The sequence below is a fragment of the Streptomyces sp. NPDC059169 genome (genome assembly GCF_042755225.1).
Classification (GTDB): Bacteria; Actinomycetota; Actinomycetes; order Streptomycetales; family Streptomycetaceae; genus Streptomyces.
The window spans coordinates 53,991-78,990 of record NZ_JBHZCF010000011.1; the positions used below are offsets into that span (position 1 = coordinate 53,991).

25 protein-coding genes and 2 pseudogenes are annotated in these 25,000 nt (G+C 69.8%); 13 read left to right on the forward strand and 14 right to left on the reverse strand.

Translation table 11 applies throughout. The annotated features are described in order from the left end of the window. The first annotated feature begins 37 nt into the window (after positions 1 to 37). Complete coding sequence (locus ACFXOM_RS21060; protein ID WP_385038758.1) at positions 38 to 367, forward strand: transposase; 330 nt, start codon at positions 38 to 40, stop codon at positions 365 to 367. Next, the gene (locus ACFXOM_RS21065) at positions 364 to 1,275 is read left to right on the forward strand and encodes an IS3 family transposase (RefSeq protein ID WP_385038761.1); all 912 of its coding nucleotides are present in this window, start codon (positions 364 to 366) and stop codon (positions 1,273 to 1,275) included. Before ACFXOM_RS21060 ends, ACFXOM_RS21065 begins: the two co-directional genes overlap by 4 nt. Before the next feature lie 382 nt (positions 1,276 to 1,657). Here the strand turns inward: ACFXOM_RS21065 and ACFXOM_RS21070 are convergent, their stop codons facing one another. Further along, on the reverse strand, positions 1,658 to 1,924 hold the full coding sequence (locus ACFXOM_RS21070) for a hypothetical protein (protein WP_385038764.1): 267 nt from the start codon (positions 1,922 to 1,924) through the stop codon (positions 1,658 to 1,660). 57 nt (positions 1,925 to 1,981) lie between these two features. Here ACFXOM_RS21070 and ACFXOM_RS21075 point away from each other — a divergent pair, with 57 nt between their 5' ends. Further along, positions 1,982 to 2,575: a DUF4240 domain-containing protein gene (locus ACFXOM_RS21075; RefSeq protein ID WP_385038767.1), complete on the forward strand. Its 594-nt coding sequence runs from the start codon at positions 1,982 to 1,984 to the stop codon at positions 2,573 to 2,575. A gap of 18 nt (positions 2,576 to 2,593) precedes the next feature. On the opposite strand, the gene ACFXOM_RS21080 is transcribed toward ACFXOM_RS21075, so the two are convergent. Both ACFXOM_RS21080 and ACFXOM_RS21085 read right to left on the reverse strand, forming a co-directional pair. Next, the gene (locus ACFXOM_RS21080; protein ID WP_385038770.1) at positions 2,594 to 3,055 is read right to left on the reverse strand and encodes a DUF5958 family protein; all 462 of its coding nucleotides are present in this window, start codon (positions 3,053 to 3,055) and stop codon (positions 2,594 to 2,596) included. Then, positions 3,013 to 3,570, reverse strand: a complete 558-nt coding sequence (locus ACFXOM_RS21085; protein ID WP_385038772.1) for a hypothetical protein — start codon at positions 3,568 to 3,570, stop codon at positions 3,013 to 3,015. The genes ACFXOM_RS21080 and ACFXOM_RS21085 overlap by 43 nt, the downstream gene beginning before the upstream one ends. Before the next feature lie 453 nt (positions 3,571 to 4,023). Between ACFXOM_RS21085 and ACFXOM_RS21090 the strand changes: the two genes are divergently transcribed. The 3 genes from ACFXOM_RS21090 to ACFXOM_RS21100 all read left to right on the forward strand — a co-directional run bounded on the left by ACFXOM_RS21090 (position 4,024) and on the right by ACFXOM_RS21100 (position 5,676). Then, entirely contained in the window at positions 4,024 to 4,458 is a 435-nt protein-coding gene (locus ACFXOM_RS21090) for a helix-turn-helix domain-containing protein (protein WP_384936762.1), read from the forward strand. Positions 4,459 to 4,490: 32 nt separating this feature from the next. Beyond that, complete coding sequence (locus ACFXOM_RS21095; RefSeq protein ID WP_385038775.1) at positions 4,491 to 5,162, forward strand: hypothetical protein; 672 nt, start codon at positions 4,491 to 4,493, stop codon at positions 5,160 to 5,162. Positions 5,163 to 5,343: 181 nt separating this feature from the next. Beyond that, positions 5,344 to 5,676: a DUF2516 family protein gene (locus ACFXOM_RS21100; protein WP_384936768.1), complete on the forward strand. Its 333-nt coding sequence runs from the start codon at positions 5,344 to 5,346 to the stop codon at positions 5,674 to 5,676. A gap of 257 nt (positions 5,677 to 5,933) precedes the next feature. Here the strand turns inward: ACFXOM_RS21100 and ACFXOM_RS21105 are convergent, their stop codons facing one another. From ACFXOM_RS21105 to ACFXOM_RS21115, 3 genes are all read right to left on the reverse strand, one after another. Then, complete coding sequence (locus ACFXOM_RS21105) at positions 5,934 to 7,211, reverse strand: PP2C family protein-serine/threonine phosphatase (protein WP_384936770.1); 1,278 nt, start codon at positions 7,209 to 7,211, stop codon at positions 5,934 to 5,936. A gap of 522 nt (positions 7,212 to 7,733) precedes the next feature. Then, positions 7,734 to 8,777, reverse strand: coding sequence for a C40 family peptidase (locus tag ACFXOM_RS21110; RefSeq protein WP_385038777.1), 1,044 nt, complete (start codon positions 8,775 to 8,777; stop codon positions 7,734 to 7,736). Between the two features lie 236 nt (positions 8,778 to 9,013). Next, positions 9,014 to 9,841 carry a class I SAM-dependent methyltransferase gene (locus ACFXOM_RS21115; protein WP_385038780.1) on the reverse strand — a complete coding sequence of 276 codons (828 nt, stop codon included), beginning with the start codon at positions 9,839 to 9,841 and terminating at the stop codon, positions 9,014 to 9,016. A 384-nt stretch (positions 9,842 to 10,225) separates the two neighbouring features. Between ACFXOM_RS21115 and mshA the strand changes: the two genes are divergently transcribed. From mshA to ACFXOM_RS21130, 3 genes are all read left to right on the forward strand, one after another. Beyond that, positions 10,226 to 11,569, forward strand: a complete 1,344-nt coding sequence (mshA, locus tag ACFXOM_RS21120) for a D-inositol-3-phosphate glycosyltransferase (protein WP_384936778.1) — start codon at positions 10,226 to 10,228, stop codon at positions 11,567 to 11,569. Beyond that, the gene (locus ACFXOM_RS21125) at positions 11,562 to 12,053 is read left to right on the forward strand and encodes a YbjN domain-containing protein (protein ID WP_384936781.1); all 492 of its coding nucleotides are present in this window, start codon (positions 11,562 to 11,564) and stop codon (positions 12,051 to 12,053) included. Before mshA ends, ACFXOM_RS21125 begins: the two co-directional genes overlap by 8 nt. Before the next feature lie 287 nt (positions 12,054 to 12,340). Then, complete coding sequence (locus ACFXOM_RS21130; RefSeq protein ID WP_384936783.1) at positions 12,341 to 13,969, forward strand: MFS transporter; 1,629 nt, start codon at positions 12,341 to 12,343, stop codon at positions 13,967 to 13,969. An 85-nt stretch (positions 13,970 to 14,054) separates the two neighbouring features. Here the strand turns inward: ACFXOM_RS21130 and ACFXOM_RS21135 are convergent, their stop codons facing one another. Next, positions 14,055 to 15,413: an MDR family MFS transporter gene (locus ACFXOM_RS21135; RefSeq protein ID WP_385038782.1), complete on the reverse strand. Its 1,359-nt coding sequence runs from the start codon at positions 15,411 to 15,413 to the stop codon at positions 14,055 to 14,057. Positions 15,414 to 15,556: 143 nt separating this feature from the next. Between ACFXOM_RS21135 and ACFXOM_RS21140 the strand changes: the two genes are divergently transcribed. Continuing rightward, positions 15,557 to 16,318, forward strand: coding sequence for a phosphoglyceromutase (locus ACFXOM_RS21140; protein ID WP_384936789.1), 762 nt, complete (start codon positions 15,557 to 15,559; stop codon positions 16,316 to 16,318). 80 nt (positions 16,319 to 16,398) lie between these two features. On the opposite strand, the gene ACFXOM_RS21145 is transcribed toward ACFXOM_RS21140, so the two are convergent. The 4 genes and pseudogenes from ACFXOM_RS21145 to ACFXOM_RS21160 form a co-directional block, all read right to left on the reverse strand. Continuing rightward, positions 16,399 to 16,605, reverse strand: coding sequence for a hypothetical protein (locus ACFXOM_RS21145; protein WP_384944449.1), 207 nt, complete (start codon positions 16,603 to 16,605; stop codon positions 16,399 to 16,401). Between the two features lie 35 nt (positions 16,606 to 16,640). Further along, positions 16,641 to 17,001 (reverse strand): annotated as a pseudogene (locus ACFXOM_RS21150) (site-specific integrase); the annotation flags it as partial. Between the two features lie 557 nt (positions 17,002 to 17,558). After that, positions 17,559 to 17,885, reverse strand: coding sequence for a carboxymuconolactone decarboxylase family protein (locus ACFXOM_RS21155; RefSeq protein WP_384936793.1), 327 nt, complete (start codon positions 17,883 to 17,885; stop codon positions 17,559 to 17,561). A 370-nt stretch (positions 17,886 to 18,255) separates the two neighbouring features. Further along, a pseudogene (locus tag ACFXOM_RS21160) lies at positions 18,256 to 18,447 on the reverse strand (hypothetical protein); the annotation flags it as partial. Between the two features lie 321 nt (positions 18,448 to 18,768). On the opposite strand from ACFXOM_RS21160, the gene ACFXOM_RS21165 reads away from it, so the two are divergent. Beyond that, positions 18,769 to 19,065, forward strand: coding sequence for a hypothetical protein (locus ACFXOM_RS21165; protein ID WP_384936795.1), 297 nt, complete (start codon positions 18,769 to 18,771; stop codon positions 19,063 to 19,065). Between the two features lie 363 nt (positions 19,066 to 19,428). Here ACFXOM_RS21165 and ACFXOM_RS21170 read toward each other — a convergent pair whose 3' ends face one another. The 3 genes from ACFXOM_RS21170 to phoU all read right to left on the reverse strand — a co-directional run bounded on the left by ACFXOM_RS21170 (position 19,429) and on the right by phoU (position 22,642). Then, positions 19,429 to 20,463 carry a hypothetical protein gene (locus tag ACFXOM_RS21170; RefSeq protein WP_384944451.1) on the reverse strand — a complete coding sequence of 345 codons (1,035 nt, stop codon included), beginning with the start codon at positions 20,461 to 20,463 and terminating at the stop codon, positions 19,429 to 19,431. A gap of 55 nt (positions 20,464 to 20,518) precedes the next feature. Next, positions 20,519 to 21,034, reverse strand: a complete 516-nt coding sequence (locus ACFXOM_RS21175; RefSeq protein WP_384936800.1) for a hypothetical protein — start codon at positions 21,032 to 21,034, stop codon at positions 20,519 to 20,521. Between the two features lie 930 nt (positions 21,035 to 21,964). Next, positions 21,965 to 22,642: a phosphate signaling complex protein PhoU gene (gene phoU, locus ACFXOM_RS21180; RefSeq protein ID WP_384936802.1), complete on the reverse strand. Its 678-nt coding sequence runs from the start codon at positions 22,640 to 22,642 to the stop codon at positions 21,965 to 21,967. 198 nt (positions 22,643 to 22,840) lie between these two features. Between phoU and ACFXOM_RS21185 the strand changes: the two genes are divergently transcribed. Next, entirely contained in the window at positions 22,841 to 24,193 is a 1,353-nt protein-coding gene (locus ACFXOM_RS21185; protein ID WP_384936805.1) for a sensor histidine kinase, read from the forward strand. Beyond that, positions 24,190 to 24,870, forward strand: coding sequence for a response regulator transcription factor (locus ACFXOM_RS21190; RefSeq protein ID WP_015035162.1), 681 nt, complete (start codon positions 24,190 to 24,192; stop codon positions 24,868 to 24,870). Before ACFXOM_RS21185 ends, ACFXOM_RS21190 begins: the two co-directional genes overlap by 4 nt. Positions 24,871 to 25,000: the final 130 nt, after the last annotated feature.

The window sequence follows — 25,000 nt, forward strand, 5'->3', positions numbered from 1 at the left end:
AGCGTGGAGTCCGTGATTGCAGGGGAAGTTGGGGTTCATGGGGTCCAAGCAACGGACGTACTCGCCTGAGTTTCGCGAGGGTGCTGTACGCATCGTGATCGAGACGGGCAGGCAGATCCCGGAGGTCGCCGAGGAGCTCGGTGTCCACTCCGGGACGCTGCACAGCTGGGTGTCGCGGTGGCGGCGCAACGGGTCGGCGTCTTCCGGCCGGCCGGCCGAGCCCGCGCCGGGAGGACGGATGCGCGAGGCCGAGCGCGCCGAGCTGGAACGGCTGCGGCGGGAGATGAGCGAGAAGAACAAGCGGATACGCGAGCTGGAGATGGAGCGTGATGTCCTCAAGCGATGCATGGTCCTCTGGGTGAAGTGACCGAGACGGACCCGGCCGCCGTGGCCGCGTTCATCGGTAACCAGAGGACCGAGTGCCACGTCCCGCACCGTCTGGCCTGCCGGGTTCTGGGGGTGTCGGAGTCCTGGTTCTACAAGTGGCGTGACAAGCCCACCACTGCCCGTCAGGTCCGGCGGGGGCAGCTGGCTGACGCGATCCGGCAGGTCTTCGAGGACTCCGGCGGCACCTACGGGTCCCCGAAGGTCTGGCTCGTCCTGGTCCGCGCGGGCTGGCGCGTTTCGGTGAACACCGTGGCCCGTCTGATGGCCGAACACGGCCTGGCCGGACGGAAGGTCCGGCGGCGGCGCGGGCTGACCCGGCCCGGCAAGCGTCCCGCAGCCCCGGACTTCGTGCGGCGGGACTTCACCGCGGACGCTCCGGACCAGGTGTGGTGCGGCGACATGACAGAGATCGCCACCGGTGAGGGCAAGGTCTACCTGGCCACCGTCATCGACCTGTTCTCGCGCCGGCTGCTCGGTTACGCGATGGGCACACGCCATGACGCCGAACTGGTTGTGGCGTCCTTGAACATGGCCGCGGCCACCCGAGGCGGTGACGTGAAGGGCGTGATCTTCCACAGCGACCGCGGCAGTGAATACGGCTCCAGGCGCTTTCGCCGGGCCTGCCGCCGCTTGGGCGTGACCCAGTCCATGGGCCGCGTCGGGTCATGTTTCGACAACGCCGCCAGTGAGGCGTTCAACAGCGTGCTCAAGGTCGAGTACGTCCACCGGCACAGGTTCGCCACCCGCACCGAGGCCCGGCTGCGGATCGCGACCTGGATCACCGGCTTCAACAACACGCACCGACTACACAGCGTGTGTGGATATCAGAGTCCGACTGACTACGAGCACGACCATCGAGCCAACTCCGCCTTGGAGCTGGCCGCTTAGAAGATCTCCACACTTCGAGGGGATTGACACCTCGGGCGTGAAGTCCAGCAGCATCGCGTGATCCCGCTCCAGCCACGACTCGAACCCCACGTGCCCGCCCGTCGTGGCCGACCAATACAAACCTGGGAAGTTCCGCTGACCGCGATATGACGGGAAGCCACGTACTGGCAGTCCCGTCTCGAACTCGACACCTTCCGCCTCACTCAGCGGTCGTCGGTGTTCACCTCGGGCATCCCGCCAACCGACCTCGAACTCGTCCACGTGCACCGGCGCCGTATCGCTCGTCCCACCCAGCCCCATGGACATCACTGTCCAGAATCAACGGGAATCCACCAGGAGTTATGGGAAGAAACCCCTCAAGTGGGTGATGCTGCGAGCCAGCTCAGCCAGAGGTTGCGCGATCATCACCGACATCGTCTGAGGCAGGTCGAAGCCTGCGACGTGCCGCGTCCAGGCGTTCGCCGTAGTCCGCTGCGAAGATCCCTGGCAGGGACTTGTCGAGCGTGCCGGCCAGCCTATGAATGGGTGCCCAGACCGCCTCATCGTCGACGAGACGACTGAGGTCCGTCATCTGCACCCTCTCCAGCCAATCGGACAGGACCAGCGCCTCATCGGGGGTGAGCTTGATGATGATCTCCGCGTTCTCCACTGCTCGAACATAGTTCGCCGATCAGGTGGTGTCAGACGTGCCTGGCACAGTGCCGCCGTGGACATTGATGCCTTCTGGGAGCTCATCGAAGAGTGCCGACGGCAGACGCGTGGTCGGGACGAACGGCTGACGTGGTTGCGTGACGAGTTGTCGCAGAGGCCGCTGATAGAAATCGTGCAGTTCCAGGTTCGCCTGGATGAAGTGACGCACGAAGCCTTCACATGGGATCTATGGGCTGCGGCAGAGCGGATCTTCGGGGGCTGGTGTTCGGACGACGGGTTCTGCTACTTCGGCCTGTGGATGGTGGCGCTCGGCCGGAACGCCTTTTCTCGGGCAGTAGCCGATCCCGACGCTCTGGCCGACACCCCGGAGGTTCGGTGCTTGGTGGGTCGCCCTCGGGAGCTCTGGAACGACGACTGGCCCGAGTGGGAGTCTCTCGACTACGTCGCCATGGAGGCGTACGGGCTCCTCGTTGGCATTGATGACGACTGCCGCGACGCGTTCTATGAAGCCGTCGAAGCCGAGCAAGCCGATGTAGAGGGCAGCCGCGGGCCGCTCGGCGAGCAGTGGGACGTGCGAAGCGACGACGAGGCAACGCGCAAACTGCCAAGGCTGAGCGCGATGTTTCCCCTGCGGCCGCTGGCCGGGTAGGGGCACCAGCGTGAGGAATCAGGTCGGCGTTTCGCCGAGGGTGTCGACGGACAGGCGATGCCATTCGTGGCTGCAACCGTCGGAGCAGAAGCGCTCGCGTCGACGTCCGTCGGCGATTGCCAGCACCGCGATCAGCAGTCGGAATGACTTGAGGCGCTCGTCGTGAGGGGTGAGACTGGCGATCTTCCCGAGTTGTTGGTCGATCCGCCCTCGTACGATTAGAACGGCTGGCGTGTGGGTCGCGCGAAGTCCGGAGCGGCGGATACTTTCCGGTCCGTCCTCGGTGGTGGCACGGGCCTGAACGCAGAAATGTGACAGGAGCCGCAGGGTCGTGGACTGCTCCTCAGCAGAGAGGCTCTCGAACCACTCGATGCCCTGCGGCATCGGCCGAAGCTCCTGAGCGAGCTCGTTGAGAATGACGTACGGATCAGCCATTCTCACGCCCCCCATTGCGCTCGGATCACAGGTCTTCCCAGCCATCCAAGTAGATCATCGAGTGCCCTAGAAGGGCAGGTCGCCTGCTTCCAGCGGCTCTGAGTATCCATTACCCAGTGGCCGTGGACGGTGGCGCAGAGTGACTCCAGGTCGGCCGGTGCCCTTCCCCGGACGTGTAGCCAGCTGTGGTCACTCAGTCCGTCGAGCCGCAAGAGCCTCCCCGGTGCGGAGAACCAGCACACGGGTGACTCGTCCTTCCCCGTCCACATCGGGTACTCGGGAAACTCCACCCGCGCGAACCGAATCGGCAGCTCTCGAATCAGGCCGACGGGAAGCTGGCACGCGTTGTAGAGCCGTCCTTCGCCGCCAAGCAGTGTCTCGCTGAGGACGAGCTCGACGCAGGCCAGGGAGACCCGCTCCAGGAAGCGGACCCAACCATCCCGTGACTGGACGAACACCGACGGATCGTCCTGATCGAGGTCCCGCAGCCGTACTCCCCAGAACGCGCATCCCTGGTTCTCGCTGCGGAAGACGAGTACTCCACCGAACTCGTCGTGCACAAACAGCTCGGAAGGGCGCAGCAGCGGGTCCTGGTTGCTGGTGAGGTCGTGACGCGAACCGAGAAGCGAGTACGCTCGCGCAACGCGGTAGGCAGCGCGAGCCCCAGCGTCCCCTCGGCTCGCTCCAACCCCTCCGCTTGCGTATCCGCGCCGTCGGCGAGCGGCTCCGCCCAGGCTGCGGCAAAGTCACGAACGAAGGCTCAGGCTCCCACGCTGCGGGTGTCCTGCCGCGCAGAGCTTGCGCCACGTCGAACTCATCAACCATGCCGTGGACCGTACGGGCCGGCCAGCTTCGCCGGGACTCCGCCAGGTCGTTTGCCAGGATCACTGGGACTCGCCACATCTACTGAGAACGGACAGCTGGACACCACGGGCACACGGTCACGGGTGATGTCGTGCACTTTTGCAAGCGTCTGCTTGCAAAAGTTAGCGAAGGTGTTGCATGCTCGGTGCATGGCATCCCTCAACGTCGGCAATCTCGGTGAGTACCTGCGCGAACAGCGGCGCAACGCCCAGCTGTCGCTGCGGCAGCTCGCCGATGCCGCCGGGGTGTCCAATCCGTACCTGAGCCAGATCGAGCGCGGGCTGCGCAAGCCCAGCGCGGAGGTGCTCCAGCAGGTCGCCAAGGCGCTGCGCATCTCGGCCGAGACGCTGTACGTGCGGGCCGGGATCCTGGACGAGCGGGAGCGGGACGAGCTGGAGACGCGGGCCGTCATCCTGGCCGATCCCTCGATCAACGAGCGGCAGAAGCAGGTTCTGCTGCAAATCTACGAGTCGTTCCGCAAGGAGAACGGCTTCGACGCCGATACGGATAAGGACACCGCCGAGGACGGCCCCCGCACGGCCGCAGGAAGTGGTGCCGACCAACCCACATCATCCGAGCTCTGAACGAGAATCTGCGATCCGGGAGGACCACAGTCATGGCCATCACCGATGACCTGCGCAAGACCCTCACCGACCCGACCCCCCTCTACTTCGCGGCCGGTACGGCAGACCTCGCCGTGCAGCAGGCCAAGAAGGTTCCCGCGCTGATCGAGCAGCTGCGGGCCGAGGCGCCCGCACGGTTCGACGCCGTGAAGGAGGCGGACCCCAAGGCGGTGCAGGCGAAGGTGACCGCCCAGGCCAAGGAGGCCCAGGCCACCGTGCAGGCCAAGGTCACCGAGGTCCTCGGCGGTCTCGACACCGACCTGCGCAAGCTGGGCGAGAGCGCCCAGGACCTGGCGCTGCGCGGTGTGGGCGTGGCCGCCGAGTACGCCGTTCGGGCCCGTGAGACATACGAGAAGGTGGCCGAGCACGGCGAGCAGGCCGTGAAGGCGTGGCGCGGCGACGCCGCCGAGGAGATCACCGAGATCGCCATCGCGGTCGAGCCCAAGGCGGAGCCGAAGCCGGCGCCGAAGCGGGACGAGAAGGCCGCGTCGGGTTCCAGGACCGGCACCGCGCCGAAGGCGGAGACCAAGGCGGAGACCAAGGCCGAGACCAAGGTCGGGCCCAAGCCCGAAGCCAAGAAGCCGGCGCCGCCGGCCGCCCGCAAGCCCGCGGCGCGCAAGCCCGTGGCGAAGCGGACCACCACCTCCCCGCAGACCGGCAAGTGAGCCGACTGCGGCGGGAAAGCGGCTGAGGCGACGGGCCGGGCGCCATCCGTGGTGCCCGGCCCGTCACCCCGCCGTCCTCGCTGCCCCGGTACGTTTGCTCACGTGGCCGGTCGTGCTTCCGGGGAGATCGGCCGTACCTTGGCCGTGAGGCGCTCTTCACACTCACTAGGCGGTGCTCAGCATGTTGCTCGCAGGATTCGGCACGTTTCTCTGGCTGCTCAACCTGGCCATGCTCGTCCTTGCCGTGATCGCCCTGTTCCTCGCGGCCTTCGCGCGTGAGGACGCCTACCGGGCGGCGGACAAGAAGACCAAGACGTTCTGGCTGGTCTTGCTGGGCGTCACGGTCGCGGTGAACCTGTTCGTGCCGATGCTGTTCCTGCAGATCGCCGGGCTGATCGCGACGATCGTCTTCATGGTCGACGTCAGGCCCGCGCTCCAGCAGGTGTCCGGTGGGGGCAGGCGTGGGGGTTCGAGCAGCGACGGACCGTACGGTCCCTACAACGGCGGGCGGTAGCCGCCGCAGCCCCGGACGGAGGGAGTCCCGGGGAGGGCCCGGCAACGCGGGTCCGGTTCGGTTTCGCCGTGCCCGGCCGATTGCGTCCGGGACTCGGCTTGGCGTTCTCGGCCCGGCGGCGAGCGGGCCGCACGCGCACGGGACGGGCCTGCACGGAAACGGGAGAAGCGCGGGCCGTACCCGTCCCGCGCTTCGGATGCGGAGACGCGTGCGGGGGACCTGTGCGGACCGGGGGCCGACCGAGCGCGGCGTCAGGGTCAGTCGCGCACCCGGTCGAGCAGCAGCACGGCCACGTCGTCCGTCAGGTCGCCCCCGTTCAGCTCGCGCACCTCGGCCACCGCCGCCTCCAGGAGCGACTCGCCGCGCAGCCCTGCCGCGAGCTGGCGGTTGACCATGTCGACCATGCCTTCCTGGCCCAGGCGCTCCCCGCCGGGTGAGGTGCGGCCCTCGATCAGCCCGTCCGTGTACATCATGAGGCTCCACGCCTTGCCCAGCTCGACTTGGCGCCGCGGCCACCGGGCGCGCGGCAGGAGGCCCAGTGCCGGGCCTCCGCTCTCGTACGGGAACAGCTGGGCGGGCTTGCCCTTGCGGGCGATCAGCGGGGCGGGGTGACCGGCCAGGCAGAGCCCCGCCCGGCGTCCGTCGGGGGAGATGTCGACCGTGCAGAGTGTCGCGAAGATCTCCTCGCTCTCCCGCTCGTGCTCCAGCACCTGCTGGAGGGTCGACAGCAGTTCGTCGCCGCACAGGCCCGCGAACGTCAGCGCCCGCCAGGCGATCCGCAGCTCGACGCCGAGCGCCGCCTCGTCGGGGCCGTGGCCGCAGACGTCGCCGATCATCGCGTGGACCGTGCCGTCGGAGGTGCGGACGGTGTCGTAGAAGTCGCCTCCGAGCAGGGCGCGCGAGCGGCCCGGACGGTAGCGGGCCGCGAAGCGCAGATCGGACCCCTGGAGCAGGGGGGTGGGCAGCAGGCCGCGTTCGAGTCGGGAGTTCTCCTGGGCTCGCAGCCGTGACTCGGCCAGTTTCACCTGGGTGCTGTCCGCGCGTTTGCGTTCGACGGCGTACCGGATGGCGCGGCTCAGCAGCCGACCGTCCAGCTCGTCACGGAGCAGGAAGTCCTGGGCACCGACCCGCACGGCTTCCGCGGCACGGTCCGCGTCTGCGTCCGTGGTCAGTGCCAGCACGGCGTGGCGCGGGGCGAGCCGCAGGACGTGGCGGAGCACGGCGAGCTCGTCGCCGCGTTCCCGGGCGGGTCCGGGCAGGGCGAGGTCGACGAGTATGCAGTGCACGTCGTCGGTGAGGAGCCGCTCGGCCTCGGTGAGGTTCCGTGCGGTGCGTATGCGGATCCGGGTGGTGCCGGCCGCATCCAGCAGCTCGGGAACGGTGAAGGTGCCCGCAGGGTCGTCCTCGATCACGAGCAGGGTGAGGTCGCCACCGTTGGCGGGGTCCTTGACGGGGCCTGCGGAGGCGGGTCCCGCGGTGACTGTTCCTACGGCCACTGGTGAGCCGGTCCGCTGGCGCGGAACGGGTACGGGCATCGATCTGTTTCCTTCCCTCCCCCCGAGGGCGCGACGGGACGACGAACGACGTCCTGCCAGACGGGGACCATAGCGGCAGTCGGGGGTGTGGGGGAACGTGCGAGGGAGCGGTGTTCTGGGAAGGGTCGATGGCATATGCCGCGCATCGGGAGGTAGTTGCCCACGGGGTGATGACGAAGGTCACGCGCGCTGGGTGACCGGCCTCACGCAACCGCCGCGTGACCGGCCTCACTCGTCGGGCGCCCGCGTGCTTCCGCTCACACGGGCGGGGTGGTGATGTCCCGATTCGGCCTCAGATGGGTCGGGCACCGGGCGGTGTGGTCCGGGGGTGGCTGGTCGCGCCGCAGCCCTGGGCTCCTCCGCCTGCCCGGGTGCCGCCGTCCGGCCCTGGGGGACCGCCCTGCGGGCGCTCCGCAGTCCTGTCCCGTGCACCCTGTCCCGTGCACCGTCCTGTCCGGTGTGCCGTCCTGTCCCGCGTGCCGGTCGGCAGGTGGGGGCGTCCCCGCGCGTACCGTGCCGGCCTCACTTGTCGGGGCGCACCACTCCCAGGATCTGCATCGAACCGGCGCCCGTGAGCGTGACGGTCCGTCCGGGCCTGGGCGCGTGCACGATCGCCCCGTCGCCCACGTACATTCCGACGTGGCTCGCATCGGCGTGGTAGATGATCAGGTCGCCCGGGCGCATGTCCTTGATGTCGACGTGCGGCAGGAGTCGCCACTGCTCCTGCGAGGTGCGCGGGATGGTGCGCCCCGCCGCCAGCCAGGCCTGCGAAGTGAGACCTGAGCAGTCGTACGAGCCCGGTCCCTCGGCGCCCCAGACGTACGGCTTGCCGATCTGCTTGGTGGCGAACGCGATCGCCGCCGAGCCCTGCTTGCTCGCGCGGCCGCTGATCTCCTTGAGGACGCCGGAGCCCAGCCAGGTCGCCTGGGCCTGGTACGCAGCGTCCTGCTCCAGCTTCAACAGCCGTGCCAGCTCCTCCTTCTGGAGCTGCGCCTCTATCTTCCGGGCCGCGTCGATCTTCTTGTTGATCTCCGCCTTGGCCTTCTCCTGCTTGACGCGGTTGGCTTCCAGCTGCACCCAGTGCGCGCTGGCCTCGCGGTTGTACGCGTTCAAGTCGGCCTGCGTCCGGGTGAGTTCCCCTATGAGGTCCTTGGTCGCCTTCTGTCCCGCCTTGAAGCGGCCGGCGCCCTCCAGGAACAGGTCGGGGTCGTTGGTGAGGACGAGCTGGGCCTCGGGCGGCAGGCCGCCGCCCCGGTACTGAGCGCGGGCGGTGGCGCCGACGCGGGCCTTCAGATCGTCGATCCTGGCCTGGCCCTTCGCGATCTCCTGGGCCAGCTTCACGATGTGCGCCGACTGCCGGGTGGCCTGGCTCTTGGCGAGGTTGTAGGCATCGGTGGCCGATGCCGCGGCCGCGTAGAGGCCGTCGAGTTCCTTGCGCACCTCTTCGAGGCTCTTCTTCGGGGGCTCCGGCGGTGCCGGTGCGGCAATGGCGTGCCCCGGCGATGCCAGCAGCGTCACGGCGCAAGCCACGGTGATGGCCGCGGCGGCACGGCGGCGTCGGTTCACTAGTCCCCCTCCGGACAGCGCCAAGAGAATCCGAATGTGATTTACCGTCAGTAACTTACGGCAGTCCACGTGATGGTGCCATGATCCGCGCCAAAGTCACAGGGCCAGTCGGAGGATCGGTCTGGACGATCACGTCACCCGTCTGAGACGAAAGAGCCCCCTGGCGCGTTCCACTCCCTTGTCCGGCGCCCGATCGGCGTCGGACACCGGGCGATTTCCGGGTGATTTGCGGGGATTCAGGTGGAGCGGGGGGCCAGTGCGGACCAGTCCACCGTGACCTCGCCCTGTCGCCAGCGACGCAGGCCGTCCGCCCCGGTGCCCCGCACCGGCCAGTCGCCGCACACGTCCCGTACGGCCCTGATCCAGCGCTGTCGTGCACCGAGCGAGGCGTACGGAGCCGCCGCTGCCCATGCGCGGTCGAAGTCCCGGAGGAAGGCGTGCACCGGTTCGCCGGGGACGTTCCGGTGGATCAGGGCCTTGGGCAGCCGCTCAGCCAGGTCGGACGGGCGGTCCAGCGAGCCCAGGCGAGCGGCGAACGTCACGGTCCTGGGCCCTTCGGGGCCGAGCGCCACCCATACGTGCCGCCGACCGATCTCGTCGCACGTGCCCTCGACCAGCAGCCCGCCGGGCGCGAGGCGTGCGCACAGCCGCTCCCAGACCGCGGCGACCGCCTCCTCGTCGTACTGCCGCAGCACGTTCGCCGCGCGGATGACCGACGGGCGCACCGAGGGGTCGGGCAGCGGGACCTCGAAGCCCCCGTGGACGAAGCGCAGGCCGCTCCGTTCGTACGTGCGCGCGGCTTCCACGCGGGTGGGTTCGATCTCGATGCCGACGACCTGGGTGCGGGGCTCGGCGGCCCGCAGGCGGTGGAGTAGCTCGACGGCGGTCCAGGGGGCGGCTCCGTATCCCAGGTCGACGGCGACCGGGGCGGCGCAGCGGCGCAGCGCCGGGCCGTGCACCGCGGCGATCCAGCGGTCCATGCGGCGCAGGCGGTTGGGGTTGGTGGTGCCGCGGGTCGCCGCGCCCACGGGGCGGGTCGAGGGCGGAGGGCGGCGCGCGGGCATGCAACCGAGGGTAAGTGAAGGGGGGAGGTGGCGTGCGCGCCCGGACCCGCCGGCAGGTGCCGGGGGGATCGCTGGGGACGGGACCGGGTGGGAGGCGCTGACGTACAGGTCGACCGGGGTCGCGGGAGGCGGTTGCCGGAGAGGGCCGGGCCGCGCGGGGTCGCCGGTGCGGCGAGGGGAGGGGCACGGCGGCCGAGGGGGCGCGAAACGCGCCGTGGCGCCTTGGCAATGATTCGGCAAAGCGCGGGGCGACGGGAAATGAAAGGAGTCGTTCCGCTGTTGACGCCTGTCGGAGGGAAGCGCAGGCCCTCCCCGTAGGCATGCCCACCCCGTGCCCGCGTCCAGAGCCCGTGCCTGTGTACCCGAGCGGAGAGGACCGTCCCGTTGAGCCAGTACGTGTCCCGGCTCGCCGGCTCCCTGGCGGCGCCGCCCCGACTGCGTCTCCCCGGTCACCACCGCAGACCGCGCCGCGCCGCCATGCTCAGCGTGCACACATCACCCCTGCACCAGCCGGGCACCGGTGACGCGGGCGGTATGAACGTCTACATCGTGGAGCTCGCCAAGCGACTGGCCGCGATCAACGTCGAGGTCGAGATCTTCACCCGGGCCACGACCGGAGGGCTTCCCCCCGCCGTCGAACTCGCTCCGGGTGTCCTCGTGCGCCACGTCGACGCCGGCCCGTACGAGGGCCTGGCCAAGGAGGAGCTCCCGGCCCAGCTGTGCGCCTTCACCCACGGGGTGATGCAGGCATGGGCGGGGCACCGGCCCGGCCACTACGACCTGGTCCACTCCCACTACTGGCTCTCCGGGCACGTGGGCTGGCTGGCCGCCGAACGCTGGGGCGTACCGCTCGTCCACGCGATGCACACCATGGCCAAGGTGAAGAACGCGGCGCTCGCGGACGGCGACACCCCCGAGCCGGCGGCCCGGGTGATCGGCGAGACCCAGATCGTCGACGCCGCGGACCGGCTGATCGCCAACACGGTGGAGGAGGCCGCCGAGCTGGTGCGCCACTATGACGCCGACCCCGCCAAGGTAGCCGTCGTCCACCCGGGCGTGAACCTGGACCGGTTCCGCGTGGCGGACGGCCGGTCCGCCGCCCGGGCCCGTCTCGGCCTCCCCAAGGACGCACTGGTCCCCCTTTTCGCCGGACGGATCCAGCCGCTGAAGGCCCCCGACGTGCTGCTGCGGGCGGTCGCCCTGCTGCTGGAGCAGGATCCGTCCCTGCGCTCCCGCATCGTCGTGCCGGTCGTCGGCGGGCCGAGCGGCAGCGGACTCGCCAGGCCCGAGGGTCTGCAGAAGCTGGCGGCGAGGCTCGGCATCGCGGACGTCGTGAGGTTCCGGCCGCCCGTCGCCCAGGACCGGCTCGCCGACTGGTTCCGCGCGGCTTCGGTGCTGGTCATGCCCTCGCACAGCGAGTCGTTCGGCCTCGTCGCCATAGAGGCGCAGGCGGCCGGCACGCCCGTCGTCGCCGCCTCCGTCGGGGGGCTCCCCGTGGCCGTGCGGGACGGGAAGACCGGCTTCCTGGTGTCCGGTCACGACCCCGCCGACTACGCCCGTGCGCTGCGCCGCTTCGCCGACGACCCGCACCTGACGCACCGCATGGGCGCGGCCGCCGCCGCACACGCCAGGTCCTTCGGCTGGGACAAGTCCGCCTCGGTCACCGCCGAGGTCTACACGGCCGCGATGCAGGAACACCGCCGTCGCGTACGCTCCCACCATGGCTGACGCAGTGCAGATCATCGAGGCGTACCTGAAGGACGCCGAGTTGGAGTGGGAGTGTCCCGCGCCGGGTTCGTTCGTGGTCACGCTCCCGGGCACCCGCAAGCTCTCGACGACCTGTTCGTTGATCGTCGGCCGGCACTCGCTCTCCCTGAACGCCTTCGTCATCCGCCACCCCGACGAGAACGAGGCCGGTGTCCACCAGTGGCTGCTGGAGCGCAACCTCAAGCTGTACGGGGTGAGTTACGCGGTCGATCCGCTCGGTGACGTCTACCTCGTCGGCAGGCTACCGCTGTCGGTCGTCGGCCCGGACGAGCTGGACCGGCTGCTCGGATCCGTCCTGGAAGCGGCGGACGGGGCCTTCAACTCCCTGCTGGAGCTGGGGTTCGCGAGCGCGATCCGCAAGGAGTACGCCTGGCGGGTGGCACGGGGCGAGTCGACGCGCAACCTGGACGCGTTCGCGCACCTGACGCAGCGGCCGGAGAAGTGAGACCGGGCGGCGGGGCGCCCGGTCCCCGAGCCCGCGCCTGACGCTGCGTGAGTCCGCTGTGCTCCACGGGCTCCAGAGGCGCGTGGGGCCACTGCGCTGCGCCGGCCCGTCGCATGACGCCCACGATCCTGCCAGCTCGCGGAGCGGCAACTCCGCGACCCCGGGAACGGCGCTCCCCGCGCGAGCCGGGAAGCGCCCCGAACCGGCCGGCTGACGGCCGCCCGGGCGCCTGACCGGCCCCGAGGTGCCGGCGTGCGGTCGGGCGGACCGCGGGGGAAAATCTGGGCATGAGCGGCACAAAGGGTGCGCGCGCCCCTCGCGCCCCGAACCAGACCGTGGCTCTGGCGGCGATGCTCTTCGCCGTCTCGATGACCTTCATCGACCAGACGATCGTCAGCATCGCGGCGCCGAGCATCGTCGAGGAACTCGGGCTGTCGTCCTCCGGAATGCAGTGGGTGGTCAACGCCTACCTGCTGGCGCTCGCCGCCTTTTTCGCGCTCGGCGGCCGGCTCTCCGACATCTTCGGGCACCGCAGAGTCATGGTGGTCGGCACGCTCGTCTTCGTGGTCTCGTCCGTGCTCTGCGGTTGCGCACCAGCAGGGGACGCAGCCCAGGGCTGGCTCATCGTCTTCCGGGCCACGCAGGGTATCGGCGCGGCACTGATGTTCCCCGCCGCCCTCGCCGTCGTCATCGCGGTCTTCCCACTGAACAAACGGGGACGGGCGCTGGCCCTGTTCTTCGGCCTCTCCGGTGCGCTCACGGCCGTCGGCCCGCTGCTCGGAGGCTGGCTGACGGACTGGACCTGGCGGGCCATCTTCTGGGTCAACGTGCCCGTGGCGGTCGTCGCGCTCGTGCTCACCGCCATGGCGCACATCCCGGACCAGCGGCGGCACGAACGGCTCGACGTCACGGGCGCCGTGCTCGCCGCCGCCGGGATGGGGCTCAGCGTTCTCGGCTTGCAGCAGGCGTCCGCCTGGGGTTGGGGGAGTGCCGCCACGTGGCTCTGCATCGTCGGTGGGCTCGTCGTCCTCGGCTTCTTCTGCCGCTACGAACTCCGAGTCGAACAGCCGCTGATCAAACTGCAGGTGTTCAGCGACAAGGCCTTCGCCGTCGACAACCTGGTGCTGTTCTTCGCCATGATGGCGTTCGTCCCGGTGTTCTTCTTCGCCTCGGTCTACGCCCAGGTGTCGCTGAGCGCCTCACCCAACCAGGCCGCCCTGTACCTCCTGTACTTCTTCGTCGGCTTCGCCATCGCCTCCCAGTGGGGCGGCCGCATCCTCGACAAGCGTGGTGCGCGGCCCGCCATGAAGCTCGGCACCGCACTCGGCTGCGTCGGTTTCGCCCTGTGGGCGGGAAAGCTGACGGACCTTTCGATCCACGACCAGTGGCCGTACGCGTGTCTGGCCGGTGCAGGCATCGGCTTCCTGCTGGCCCCGGCGTCGACGGACGCGGTGAACCGGGCGCTCGGCGCATCGTACGGAGAGGTCACCGGCATCACGCAGACCGTGCGCAACTACGCGGCCGCGGTGGGCATCGCCGTCTTCGGGACGGTACTCACGCACGTCACCACGGACGAGGTCGCCGGCACGCTCAGGGCGAGGGGGGTCCCCGAGGGGGTGTCGCGGGACGCCGCGAGGAGCATCGCGGAAGGGGTCACCGGCCACCCCGACGCACAGGAACCCACCGGCAGCGGCCCGATCGCGACGATGACGCGCAGCGCCATCCACGCGATCCGGACGGACTTCGCTCAGGCCAACCAATGGGTCTTCTACGGGATGTCGATCGCGCTGGGCGTCGCGTTCCTCTGCACCCTGTTGCACCCGGGGACCCGGGTGACGGACGAGCCTGGAGGTTCGGACGGCGCGGACGGCGCGGACGGCGGCGCCGCGGCCGTCGCCGCACCGGAGCAGCGCTAGACGTGCGCCGTGCCGGGTGCCCCGGTCGGGAGGGGGACGGTCGGGGCGGGGGGTGACGCGTCCGCGGTGCCCGAGCCGCCGCCCGTCACGGGCCGCCGCCCGGGGCCCCCGCCCCGTCCCCGACCGGCGTTCCGTTCTGCTCGCCGGTCCGGGACCCGGCGTCGGTCCGAGCCCCCGTGCCGGCGTCGTGGCCGCTCGTCCCCTCGGGCTCGTTCGTCCCTCCCGTTTCGTGCGTCTCGGCGTCGGCTCCCGGGAGCCCACGCATCAGCAGCCAGTAGCCGGCCCCGGCCACCGTGCCGAGCGCCGCGCACGAGCCCCACAGCCAGCCGGTACCGAGCCGGTCGATGATCACGCCGGCCATCAACGGCGCGACGAGCGCCGCGATCGACCAGGACAGGGTGTAGACCCCCTGGTAGCGACCGCGGCCGTGCACCGGGGACAACCGGACGACGAGACCCATCTGGGTGGGCGAATTGACCATCTCGGCGATCGTCCACACGCAGACGACCACAGCGTGCACACCGAGCGACCCCGCGAACGCCGTGGCACCGAAGCCGTAGCCGGCGAGCAGGGCGGAGACCACCAGCAGGCGCTGGGGATCGCGGTGCCGGATGAACCGGGTCACCGGGATCTGCAGGGCGACGATCATGATGCCGTTGGCCGCGACGACGAGACCGTAGTCCGCCGACGACCAGCCGTCCCGGCCCATGGCCACCGGCAGGCCCACCCAGCCCTGCATGAAGATCAGCGAGACGAGGAACGACAGTCCGACCACGCCCATGTACCGCCCGTCGCGCAGGACGGACCCCATGCCGGGCTGCCGGTCGTCCGGACGGTTACCGCCGCGCTCCGGCCGGGATTCCGGCAGCTTCCAGGCGACCAGCACGGCGCAGGCGAGGGTGAGGACGGCCTCTCCCATGAAGCACGCGAGGTAGCTGTACTCGGCGACCAGTCCGGCGGTCGTGGAGGAGATCGCGATGCCCAGGTTGATCGCCCAGTAGTTCAAGGAGAAGGCACGCACACGGTCCTCGGGGCGGACGATGTCCGCCATCATGGCCTGCACCGCCGGCCGGGATGCGTTGCTGGTCATCCCGACGAGGAAGGCCACGGCCGCGATGCCGGCAGGGCGTTCCATCAGACCGAGGAGCGCGACGGACACGGCCGTCGCGGCCTGCGCGAGCAGCAGGGTGGGACGCCGCCCCAGCCGGTCGGTCATCACGCCCGCACCGAGCGAGGAGACGACGCCGCCGAGACCGTGCAGTGCGACGACGAGTCCCGCGTACGAGGCCGAGTACCCGCGCTCCAGCGTGAGGTAGAAGGCCAGGAAGGTCGCGACGAACGCACCGAGCCGGTTGATCAGGGTGTTGACCCACAACCACCAGAACTCGCGGGGGAGACCTGAGACGCTCTCCTTCGTGGCCCGCCTGAGCGAGGCTATGGACATGTGTGCGTTCCCCCCGGACCGACCCGCAGATGTAAGAGGTGGTGTACGGCTCGGGATGTTACAAGTCGGGGGTCCCGGTGCGCCATCGGATTGACGCCGGACGTCAATCGCTCACCGATCCGGACGTCGATTAGGCTCGGGCCATGGCCGACGCACCGTACAAGCTGATCCTCCTCCGCCACGGCGAGAGCGACTGGAACGCGAAGAACCTGTTCACCGGCTGGGTGGACGTCAACCTCACCGAGAAGGGCGAGAAGGAGGCTGTCCGCGGCGGTGAGCTGCTCAAAGACGCCGGCCTGCTCCCCGACGTGCTGCACACCTCGCTCCAGAAGCGCGCCATCCGCACCGCGCAGCTCGCGCTGGAGGCCGCGGACCGCCACTGGATCCCCGTCCACCGCTCCTGGCGCCTGAACGAGCGCCACTACGGTGCCCTGCAGGGCAAGGACAAGGCGCAGACCCTCGCCGAGTTCGGCGAGGAGCAGTTCATGCTGTGGCGCCGCTCGTACGACACCCCGCCGCCGGCCCTCGCCGACGACAGCGAGTTCTCCCAGGCGCACGACGCCCGCTACGCCGCGATCCCGCCGGAGCTGCGCCCGCGCACGGAGTGCCTCAAGGACGTGGTCGCCCGGATGCTCCCGTACTGGTACGACGGCATCGTCCCGGACCTGCTGGCCGGGCGGACGGTACTGGTGGCTGCCCACGGCAACTCCCTGCGCGCCCTCGTCAAGCACCTCGACGGCATCTCCGACGCCGACATCGCGGGTCTGAACATTCCGACCGGCATCCCGCTCGTCTACGAGCTCGACGCCGACTTCACGCCGCTCAAGCCGGGCGGCACCTATCTCGACCCGGAGGCGGCCGCCGCGGCGATCGAGGCGGTCAAGAACCAGGGCAAGAAGAAGTAACGCAACGCTGTTAAGCCCCCTACCTGCGGGTTCTCCGCTGGAAGGGGGCTTTTCGCTGCCTCTGGACCGTCTCCGGGCTGTCAGGGCGATGGGGCCGTGCGCTCTCCGGGCTCCGGCTCCTGTCTCCACTCCGCTCTGGCACCCGCGCTCTGGAGCACAGCGACAGCGGACTGGGCCCTGTACGCAGACAGACCCCGAAGGAGGGTGACGGACGCTTGGCGTGCCAGCTCCCGGCTGTGCCACAAGCTCTGCCCGGTCACCTTGCGCACTGCCAGAACCACATCCATTTCGCGGGCTCCGCAGTCGACGAGCACCACCTCGTGGGACGGGTCGTCGCCTCGTTGAGGGACGTGCGCCAGACGTGCCCACCACGGGGCCCGGTGAAGATCAGCCGCTTGGTCACCGGCGGCCCACACCACCTTCCACGGCAACGTGATCTCGACTGGCGGGAACCGCTTCATGTGCGCCCGAAGCGCGTCGGAGACCGGCCCCGGGAGCGGCACATCCCGGAGCTTGCCACCCTTCGGGGGTGCGAAGACGGCCTTGCTTCAGCTCAGCTTCAGTCGCTGCACCACATGCAGCGTGCCCGCGTCGAAGTCGATCGCGTCGACCGCGACGCCGAGAATCCCGCCCTGCCTCAGCCCACACCCGGCGCCCAGGCCGACCATGGCCTGGAAGCGCTCGTCGCGTCAACGGGTGCCCGGAACCCGACGTCGGGCAAGGCTCCAGCAGCAGCTTCCTTCCACATAGGCGCAGCTTAAGCGGGAAGGCCGACAGCCCCGAGCGCCGGTGCTGTACAGCAGCGCAGTACCGCAACCTCAGCGACCGCACCCGTCCGACGCCGTCCCTCCGAGGCCGTGAAGCGACCGGGATGACCGTCGTTGACCGATCTGGCTAGAGCTACGGATCAGAAAGACATCCGTGGCTGACTTCAACAACGCCGGACGGGGGCGTAAACCAGCGTCTCTGTCCGGCCGCCGCGCCAGTCGACGGCCGGGGCTGGCACGGGCTGGGAGTGAACTCCTGAGAGGGGCGCAGGTTCTGCCGTGACACGGTTCTGCACGGGTGGCCCGGACGGTCCTGAGAGCCACGCGACGGGCGGCGACGGGAGTTCGGCGCCCTTATGGGGTTGGTCCATCTGGGCGACGGCACGCGATTTTGCCGGTACTGCTCAGCCGTCGGCCGCGCCCAGGCGTCAATGGTGGGCACGGCCGTCAGCTGCAGACTTCGGGCGAGATCTCTACACGCGGCCCTGGGCCTCGGCGTCGGCCACTGCGATCGTGATGCCGAGGGCTTTGGCGATGTTGCCGGCTGCCGTCATGACGCGGGCTGTACCCACGACAGGAGCGATGGCAACAAGGACATCCTGCACCTGCTCGGCGGTCAGGCCGGCTTGGATGGCGGGGTCGATGTGGGCAATGTACGAGATCGGCGAGGCGTCCGAAGCCGCGAGGGCCGCGATGCGGGTGAGCAGGAGCGTTTCCGGAGCCAGTCCGCACCGCTCGACCGAGTCGACCGTCATCGCGGCGATGGTGTCCAGTACAGGGGTTTCAGATGCTGTGGCCATGGCAGTCGTCTCCTGTTGGTGTCGTGAGGGGGATCCACGGGGGCCGACGCGCATGAACTCCCTTATGGGGCAGCCCTTCGTTCGACCGTAAGCCCGTTTCCGGCGGATCGCCCATCGAGGAACAGTCCGAGGAGGGAGCCGTAAGATCCCGCCGCCGGGCGGCTCCGTCGTCTGGGCCGTCTCTGGGCCGTCCGAGGCTGCTCGGCAGCGGCCAGTGACGACCAATGACAACCGCTCAGGAGCCCAGGAGCCCAGGAGCCCAGGAGCCCAGGAGCATTGGTCGAACCTGCGAAAATCCAGGTGACCAAGATCCCCGACAGGACCCAGGGCAAGAAGAAGCAGGGTTCGTGATCATGCCCCCGACCTGCGTTTACAGCGCGGGGCGGGGGCGTTCTCGTGCTCTGGGACCGCGCTGGGCCCAGTGCGGAGAGTCGTCATGCCTCAGGGCCTTGCCGAGTGCTTGTCGTGCGCGGTCCCGGCTGCTCGGCATGAGGTGCGCGTACACCTTCAGCGTGAGCCCCGGATCGGAGTGGCCGAGGTGCTCGGCAAGAGCCTTGAAGGCTCCCCGTCGCGTCGTCGGCAGGCGTTGAAAGGGCCTGAGGGGAATCTCTGAGAACGGCTCTGGTCACGGTTTCGGGAAAGATCCCGGAGCGGCATGACCTGGCCACGGAGGAGGAGAAAACCCCGGTCTCCACGCCTCCGTGCGACTACTGTCCTGCTGGTAGATCGTCCGGCCGACGAGGGGGCTGATCCGTGCTCACCGCTACGCACCCCCCGTAGGGCCCTCTGGAAAGCCCGGAGGGCCCTACGGAGGCTCTCGATGTCCCGAACCGTCCGCACAACTCCCAGGCAACTTCGCGTCCAGGGAGTCGCTTCGGAGTCCATGTCCCTGTACGACCTGCGCTACACGCACGCTGAATTGGCCCAGGCCGCCCGCGAAGGCCGTCGCCCTGCCCCTGCGAAGACGCTGCGCCGGATCACCTCCTGGCAGTGGATGGTGCTCTGTTGCAGAAAGGGCTCGTTCTCTGCCGAGATCGCTACGGCTGAAAGCCGGGCCCGGCTCCAGGGGCGACTCGAAGCCCAGCGGATCCGCGGACTGCACCACGCCGGCCACGACCTTGACGACGCAGATATCCCTCCGGTCCGCCACCGTCACGACGGGCTCTGGAATGCCTGGTAGATGCGAAGCGCCCAGGACTGACCCACGTGCGAGCACATGAAGTGCCTACGGCGGGTCGACCAAAGGTTTGGGCTTTCCTGTCCTTTACCTGATCGCTGTCAGGCCGCTCACGGACCGCGGTCAGAGCCAAATTCAGGAAGCCTTGTCAGGCCACGCTCGCCCGCGCGAGGGTGGCCCCTTCTGCTGCCCCGACTCGGAGCAGCGTCCGCACCTCGCCCCTACCCAGGAGCCGCTCTGAAATGCGGAAATGCGCGCTTGTTAGCGGAAACATCCGGATGTTGACGGATACACACACTTTGTTCAGCTTCCGCGGGGAAAGTCCGCCATGGCACTGGCACCCCCGTAGGGCTCTGACCCCGGAGTCTACGAAGCCGCGGCCCGCCGGTCGCGGCGGCGGATGAAAGTGAATCCGAGCACTCCGACGGCGAGGAGCACAACGACGATGGACACCGTGATCACCGTCGGGTTCAGCGTGCTCGTCCCTTCGTGGCGCGAGGGGACCGCTCTGGCGGCGCCCGGTCCGTGCGGGAAGGTGACCCGGGCCGAGTAGCCGTCCTCCAGCAGCCCGCTCTTCAGGCGCAGCGAGACGTCCCAGGGACCGTCCTCCACCTGATCGGTCACGATCACCCGCACCGACTCCGACTGGCCCGGGGCGAGGCTCGTGCCGAGCTGTACGGGGTAGGGGCCCGCGCTGAGGCTCCCGGACACCCGCTTCATCGTCATCGAGCCCGAGAAGTCCAGCGCGCGTCCGCCGGTGTTGTGCACCTTCGCCCGGATGACCGCCCGTCCGCGGTCGTCCCGCGCGGCCGTCATGCTGTCGACGGTGAACTTCGGCTGCGGCGGGTTGTTTCCCCCCACCGACAGGTAGATCCGGATACCGGTGCGGTTGACCAGCGAGATGCCGCCGCCTTCGGTGCCGCGGACCTGGGCCCACACGACGCCGTACCTCTCACCGGGAGCTGCGTCCCGGGGCACCGCGATGGTCATGCTGCTGCGCGCGGTGGAACGGGCAGGGACGTCGAGGCTGGTCTCACTGAGCGTGATCCACCTCGTGAGCTCGTTCGGGGTGCTTCCCGCCGCACCCACGAAGCCGCCTTTGATGATGTTCGCCGCGCCGGGATAGACCGACACGTGCAGCGGTGCGTCCGAGGTGTTCGACACCTCGATGCGCCGGTGAACGGTGACGCCCGGCTCCAAGTCGTCGATGACGTACTGCCGTGCCCGGGGGTCGTCGATCAGGTCGACAGGAACGTCCACGAGCCGCACCCCGACGCTGCCCGTATCGGCGGGACCCGGTCGGTGCGCCGGGTCGAACGGGCGGGGTGCGGGGGAGGCGGGGCCGGTGACCAGGGCGAACGCCGCGGTCACCAGCACCGAGAGGAAAGCGAACCTGCGCACGGAGCCTCTATTGACGTTGTTTCAGCGACTGTTCAGTTCCTGCGGTCCGGCACCGTCAGGCGACGGAGTGGGTGATCGTGGAGCTGTACGTGCCGGCCAGGGCGTTCGCCGGAACCGTGAGGGAGATCGTCGGGTCCCAGGAGGCCGAGTTGATGCCCGACACGTCGGTCGCCGTCTGGACGGCACCCGGGGGGTACAACGGGCTCAGGTCGCTCGGGGTGACGGTCGCCGTACCACTGACCGAGGCCTGCGGAGTGGTGTAGCTGCTGGAGCCCGGAGCGGAGACGGAGATGTTCTGGGGGCCGGTGAAGTCGATGGCGTTGGCCGTGGCCGTCCAACCGGCCGTGCCGCCGCGGCCGTCGGTCACCGTGACGGTGCCCAGGGGGCTGCTGACGGTCTGCGGGTCGCTGCTGACGGCGACGGTGCCGAGGTTCACCGGGCCGGTCGGTACGGCGATGTTCAGCGTGCCGGAGGTGACCTGGACCGTCACCGGGGTGTCCGCCGCGGTGGCCGCCTGCGGGAGTGACAGTGCCGCCACTGCCGCACCGGCGATCAGAGGGCTGATGACCATGCTTCTTCTCATCTTCACGACCTCGCTTGGCTACAGGGGAAGCGGGCAACACGACGGGTCGCGGTTGCTCGGGGGAAAGCTATGCATCGCGTGATCGAAAGGCCCCGTGCCGTCCTGCGCGGCGCTGGGAACTTCACCTGAACAGAGTGGCGTTCCCCGGGCCGTCCGCCGCTCCCGCCCCCGCTCCCGTTGCCTCCGGCGTCGGCGCGGAGCCGCCGGCAGTCCGTGACGGTCGCGCACGGGAGCGGCGTGCGGAGGGGCTGAGGCACGCGCCTCCCGTGGGCCCGCGCGGGGAGCCGTGCTCGATCCCGCAGGGTCGATGACCACCCGGAGCGGAAACGTCGAGCAGCGTCGTGGGCGGGCAGGTGTGCGGCGGCCCCGTCCGGCCTTCCGAGCCCAGCCGAAAGCAGTGTTCCGGTTCACCCCCGGCTCACGCGCCACCACCGTCGCGTTCCCCACGGCATCCAGCCGCGCAGGGAAACGCTCCCTCAAGCCCGAAAGACCGTCGCGTCCAACGACCACGGTCCTCGCAACTCCCACAGACCGCGGGTGTTGCGAGGACCGTTAGAGCCCAAGCCTCGGTTCATCGGGCGGGGCTCTTCGTACGTGCGTCTCGTGCGCCTCGTCCGGGACGCCGTGCGCGGACCGTGCCTCAGCCGCAGCAGCCGCCGCACTGGCACGGGCCGCCCGACTGGCAGCCGCAGCCGCAGCTCGAACCGCAGCCGCACGCACCGAGCAAGGGCAGGTGGCGCGGCGGGACCGTTGCTTCGGCGGGTGCTTCTCGCCGTTGTTCGCTCGTGGGGGAGTCGGCCATGGGATCCTCCTCAAAGGCAAACCGGTGTCGCCTTCCCCATTGCATGCCCACTCCGCCCGGCGCATCAACGGCGCACGGAGGTGAGGCGTCGTGGGAACAGTCCGGGCGGCGGGTGTTCAGGCGCCGTCGACGGTCGTCTCCGGCTGGAGCTCGTCCGCGTGCTCGCCGGTGACCAGGTAGACGACGCGCTTGGCGACCGAGACCGCGTGGTCCGCGAAGCGCTCGTAGTAGCGGCCGAGCAGCGTCACGTCGACCGCCGTCTCGATGCCGTGCTTCCAGCGGTCGTCGATCAGGTGCTGGAACAGCGTGCGGTGCAGCAGGTCCATCTCGTCGTCGTCCGTTTCCAGCTGCAGCGCCAGGTCGACGTCCTTGGTGATGATGACCTCGGCCGCCTTCGCCATCAGCCGCTGGGCCAGCTGCCCCATCTCCAGCATGGTGGCGTGCAGGTCCCGCGGGACCGCGGAGTCGGGGAAGCGCAGCCGGGCCAGCTTGGCCACGTGCTGGGCCAGGTCGCCGGAGCGTTCCAGGTCCGCGCTCATCCGCAGCGAGGTCACGACGATCCGCAGGTCCGTGGCCACCGGCTGCTGGCGGGCCAGCAGGGCTATCGCCCGGGCCTCCAGGTCGTGCTGCAGATCGTCCACCTTCTGGTCCGCGGCGATCACGCTCTCCGCGAGTTTGAGGTCGGCGTCGAGCATGGCCGTGGTGGCGCGCCCGATCGCCGACCCGACCAGCCGGGCCATCTCGACCAGGCCCTCGCCGATGGAGTCGAGTTCCTCGTGGTACGCGTCCCGCATGGGGTGTCCCTCTCTCGTGCCTTAGGGGTCCGGGTGGGGCTTGCGGCCCCCACGCTCCCACGTTCCGTGGCGCACGCGTCCGGATCCTCCCCCTCAAGTGAACCGCCACTTTCCCCTCGGTGAACTCTGGGCGACGAGTGTTCGAGGTGGTCGCTGGATGGCTGGGAGACAGTCGTGGAGCCCGCATAACCTGGATGTATGGACGTGAACGCGGCGGTCGCCGCATTGGCTGCGATCGCCGGGGTGTGCACCGGCGTGATCGCCATGCTGGCGTTCCGTTGGAGCGAGCGCGAACAGGCACGGCCCACCCGTACCTCCCTGCACATGGACACCAGCCTCCCGCCCGGTGTCGACACGGTGCTCTCCGTGCTCCGGTCGTCCGCGGTGGTCCTCGACGAGAGCGACGCCGTGGTCAAGGCCAGCTCCGCCGCCTATGCGCTGGGCCTGGTCAGGGGCGGGAGGCTGTCGGTGGAACAGATGCTGCACATGGCCCGCGACACCCGCCGCGACGGTGAGATACGCCAGGTCGAGCTCGACCTGGACCGGCGCGGGACCGGCCGGGGCGAGGCGCTCGCCGTCTCGGCCAGGGTCGCCCCGCTCGGCTCCCGTCTGGTGCTGCTCCTGGTCGACGACCTGACCGAGGCCCGCCGCATCGAAGCGGTGCGGCGCGACTTCGTCGCCAACGTGAGCCATGAGCTCAAAACCCCGGTCGGTGCCCTCTCCCTGCTGTCCGAGGCCGTCATGGACGCCTCGGACGACCCGGAGGCGGTGACCCGCTTCGCGGGCCGTATGCAGGTCGAGGCCACCCGCCTCACCAACCTGGTGCAGGAGCTCATCGATCTCTCCCGGGTGCAGAACGACGACCCCCTGGAGGACGCCGAGCCGGTCCGCGTGGACGAACTGGTCGCCGAGGCCATCGACCGCTCCCGGCACACTGCTTCCACCAAGCAGATCACCATGGCCGCCGGCGGCACCGCCGACCTGCACGTCTGGGGCAACCGCGGCCAGCTGGCCGCCGCCCTCGGCAATCTCGTCGAGAACGCCGTCAACTACTCCCCGGCCCGCACCCGCGTCGGCATCGCCGCACGCCGGGTGACTCCCTCCGGAGTCGCGGGCACCTCCCAGGCCGGAGGCTCCGGGGGCATGATCGAGATCGCCGTCACCGACCAGGGCATCGGCATCTCGGAGAAGGACCGCGAGCGGATCTTCGAGCGCTTCTACCGCGTCGACCCCGCACGCTCCCGAGCCACCGGAGGCACGGGTCTCGGGCTCGCCATCGTCAAGCACGTGGCCGCCTCGCACGGCGGGGAGGTCACGGTGTGGAGCACCGAGGGCCAAGGCTCCACCTTCACCCTCCGGCTGCCGGAGGCCGGATCGGCCAGGGAACGTCCGTCCGGCAGTCCCTCCGGCAGGGGCGACGACACCGACGACGGCCCGTACGATTCCGACCCCGAAGCCCTCGACCCCGCTTCCGACCCCGATCTCCCTCCCGGTCCTGATCCTCGGACCAGATCACGCGAACCACTGACTGCCCCGGAGGTCCTTCCGTGACCCGAGTGCTCGTCGTCGAGGATGAGGAATCCTTCAGCGACGCCCTTTCCTACATGCTCCGCAAGGAGGGCTTCGAGGTCGCCGTGGCGGCCACGGGGCCCGACGGACTCGACGAGTTCGAGCGCAACGGAGCCGACCTCGTCCTCCTCGACCTGATGCTGCCCGGCCTGCCCGGCACCGAGGTCTGCCGCCAGCTGCGCGGCCGCTCCAACGTCCCGGTGATCATGGTGACCGCGAAGGACAGCGAGATCGACAAGGTCGTCGGCCTGGAGATAGGAGCGGACGACTACGTGACGAAGCCGTTCTCCTCGCGGGAGCTCGTCGCCCGCATCCGGGCGGTGCTGCGCCGTCGCGGGGAGCCGGAAGAGGTCACCCCCGCCGCCCTGGAGGCCGGGCCGGTCCGCATGGACGTCGACCGGCACGTCGTCACGGTCGCCGGGGGGAAGGTCGACCTCCCGCTGAAGGAATTCGACCTGCTGGAGATGCTCCTGCGCAACGCCGGACGGGTGCTGACCCGGATGCAGTTGATCGACCGCGTGTGGGGTGCCGACTACGTGGGGGACACCAAGACCCTCGACGTCCACGTCAAGCGGCTCCGCGCGAAGATCGAGCCGGACCCGGGCGCTCCGCGCTACCTGGTCACGGTCCGTGGACTCGGTTACAAGTTCGAGCCGTAGGCCTGCCCCGGCCGGTCCGCACACGGCGGGGGGGGGGGGAGAGAAGGGCGGGGTGGGGGGGGGTGGAGCGCGAGCCGGGCGGATGCGAGGGGGGGTGTCGTTCGTTCTTCTTGCTCGTTCTTTTTCTGGT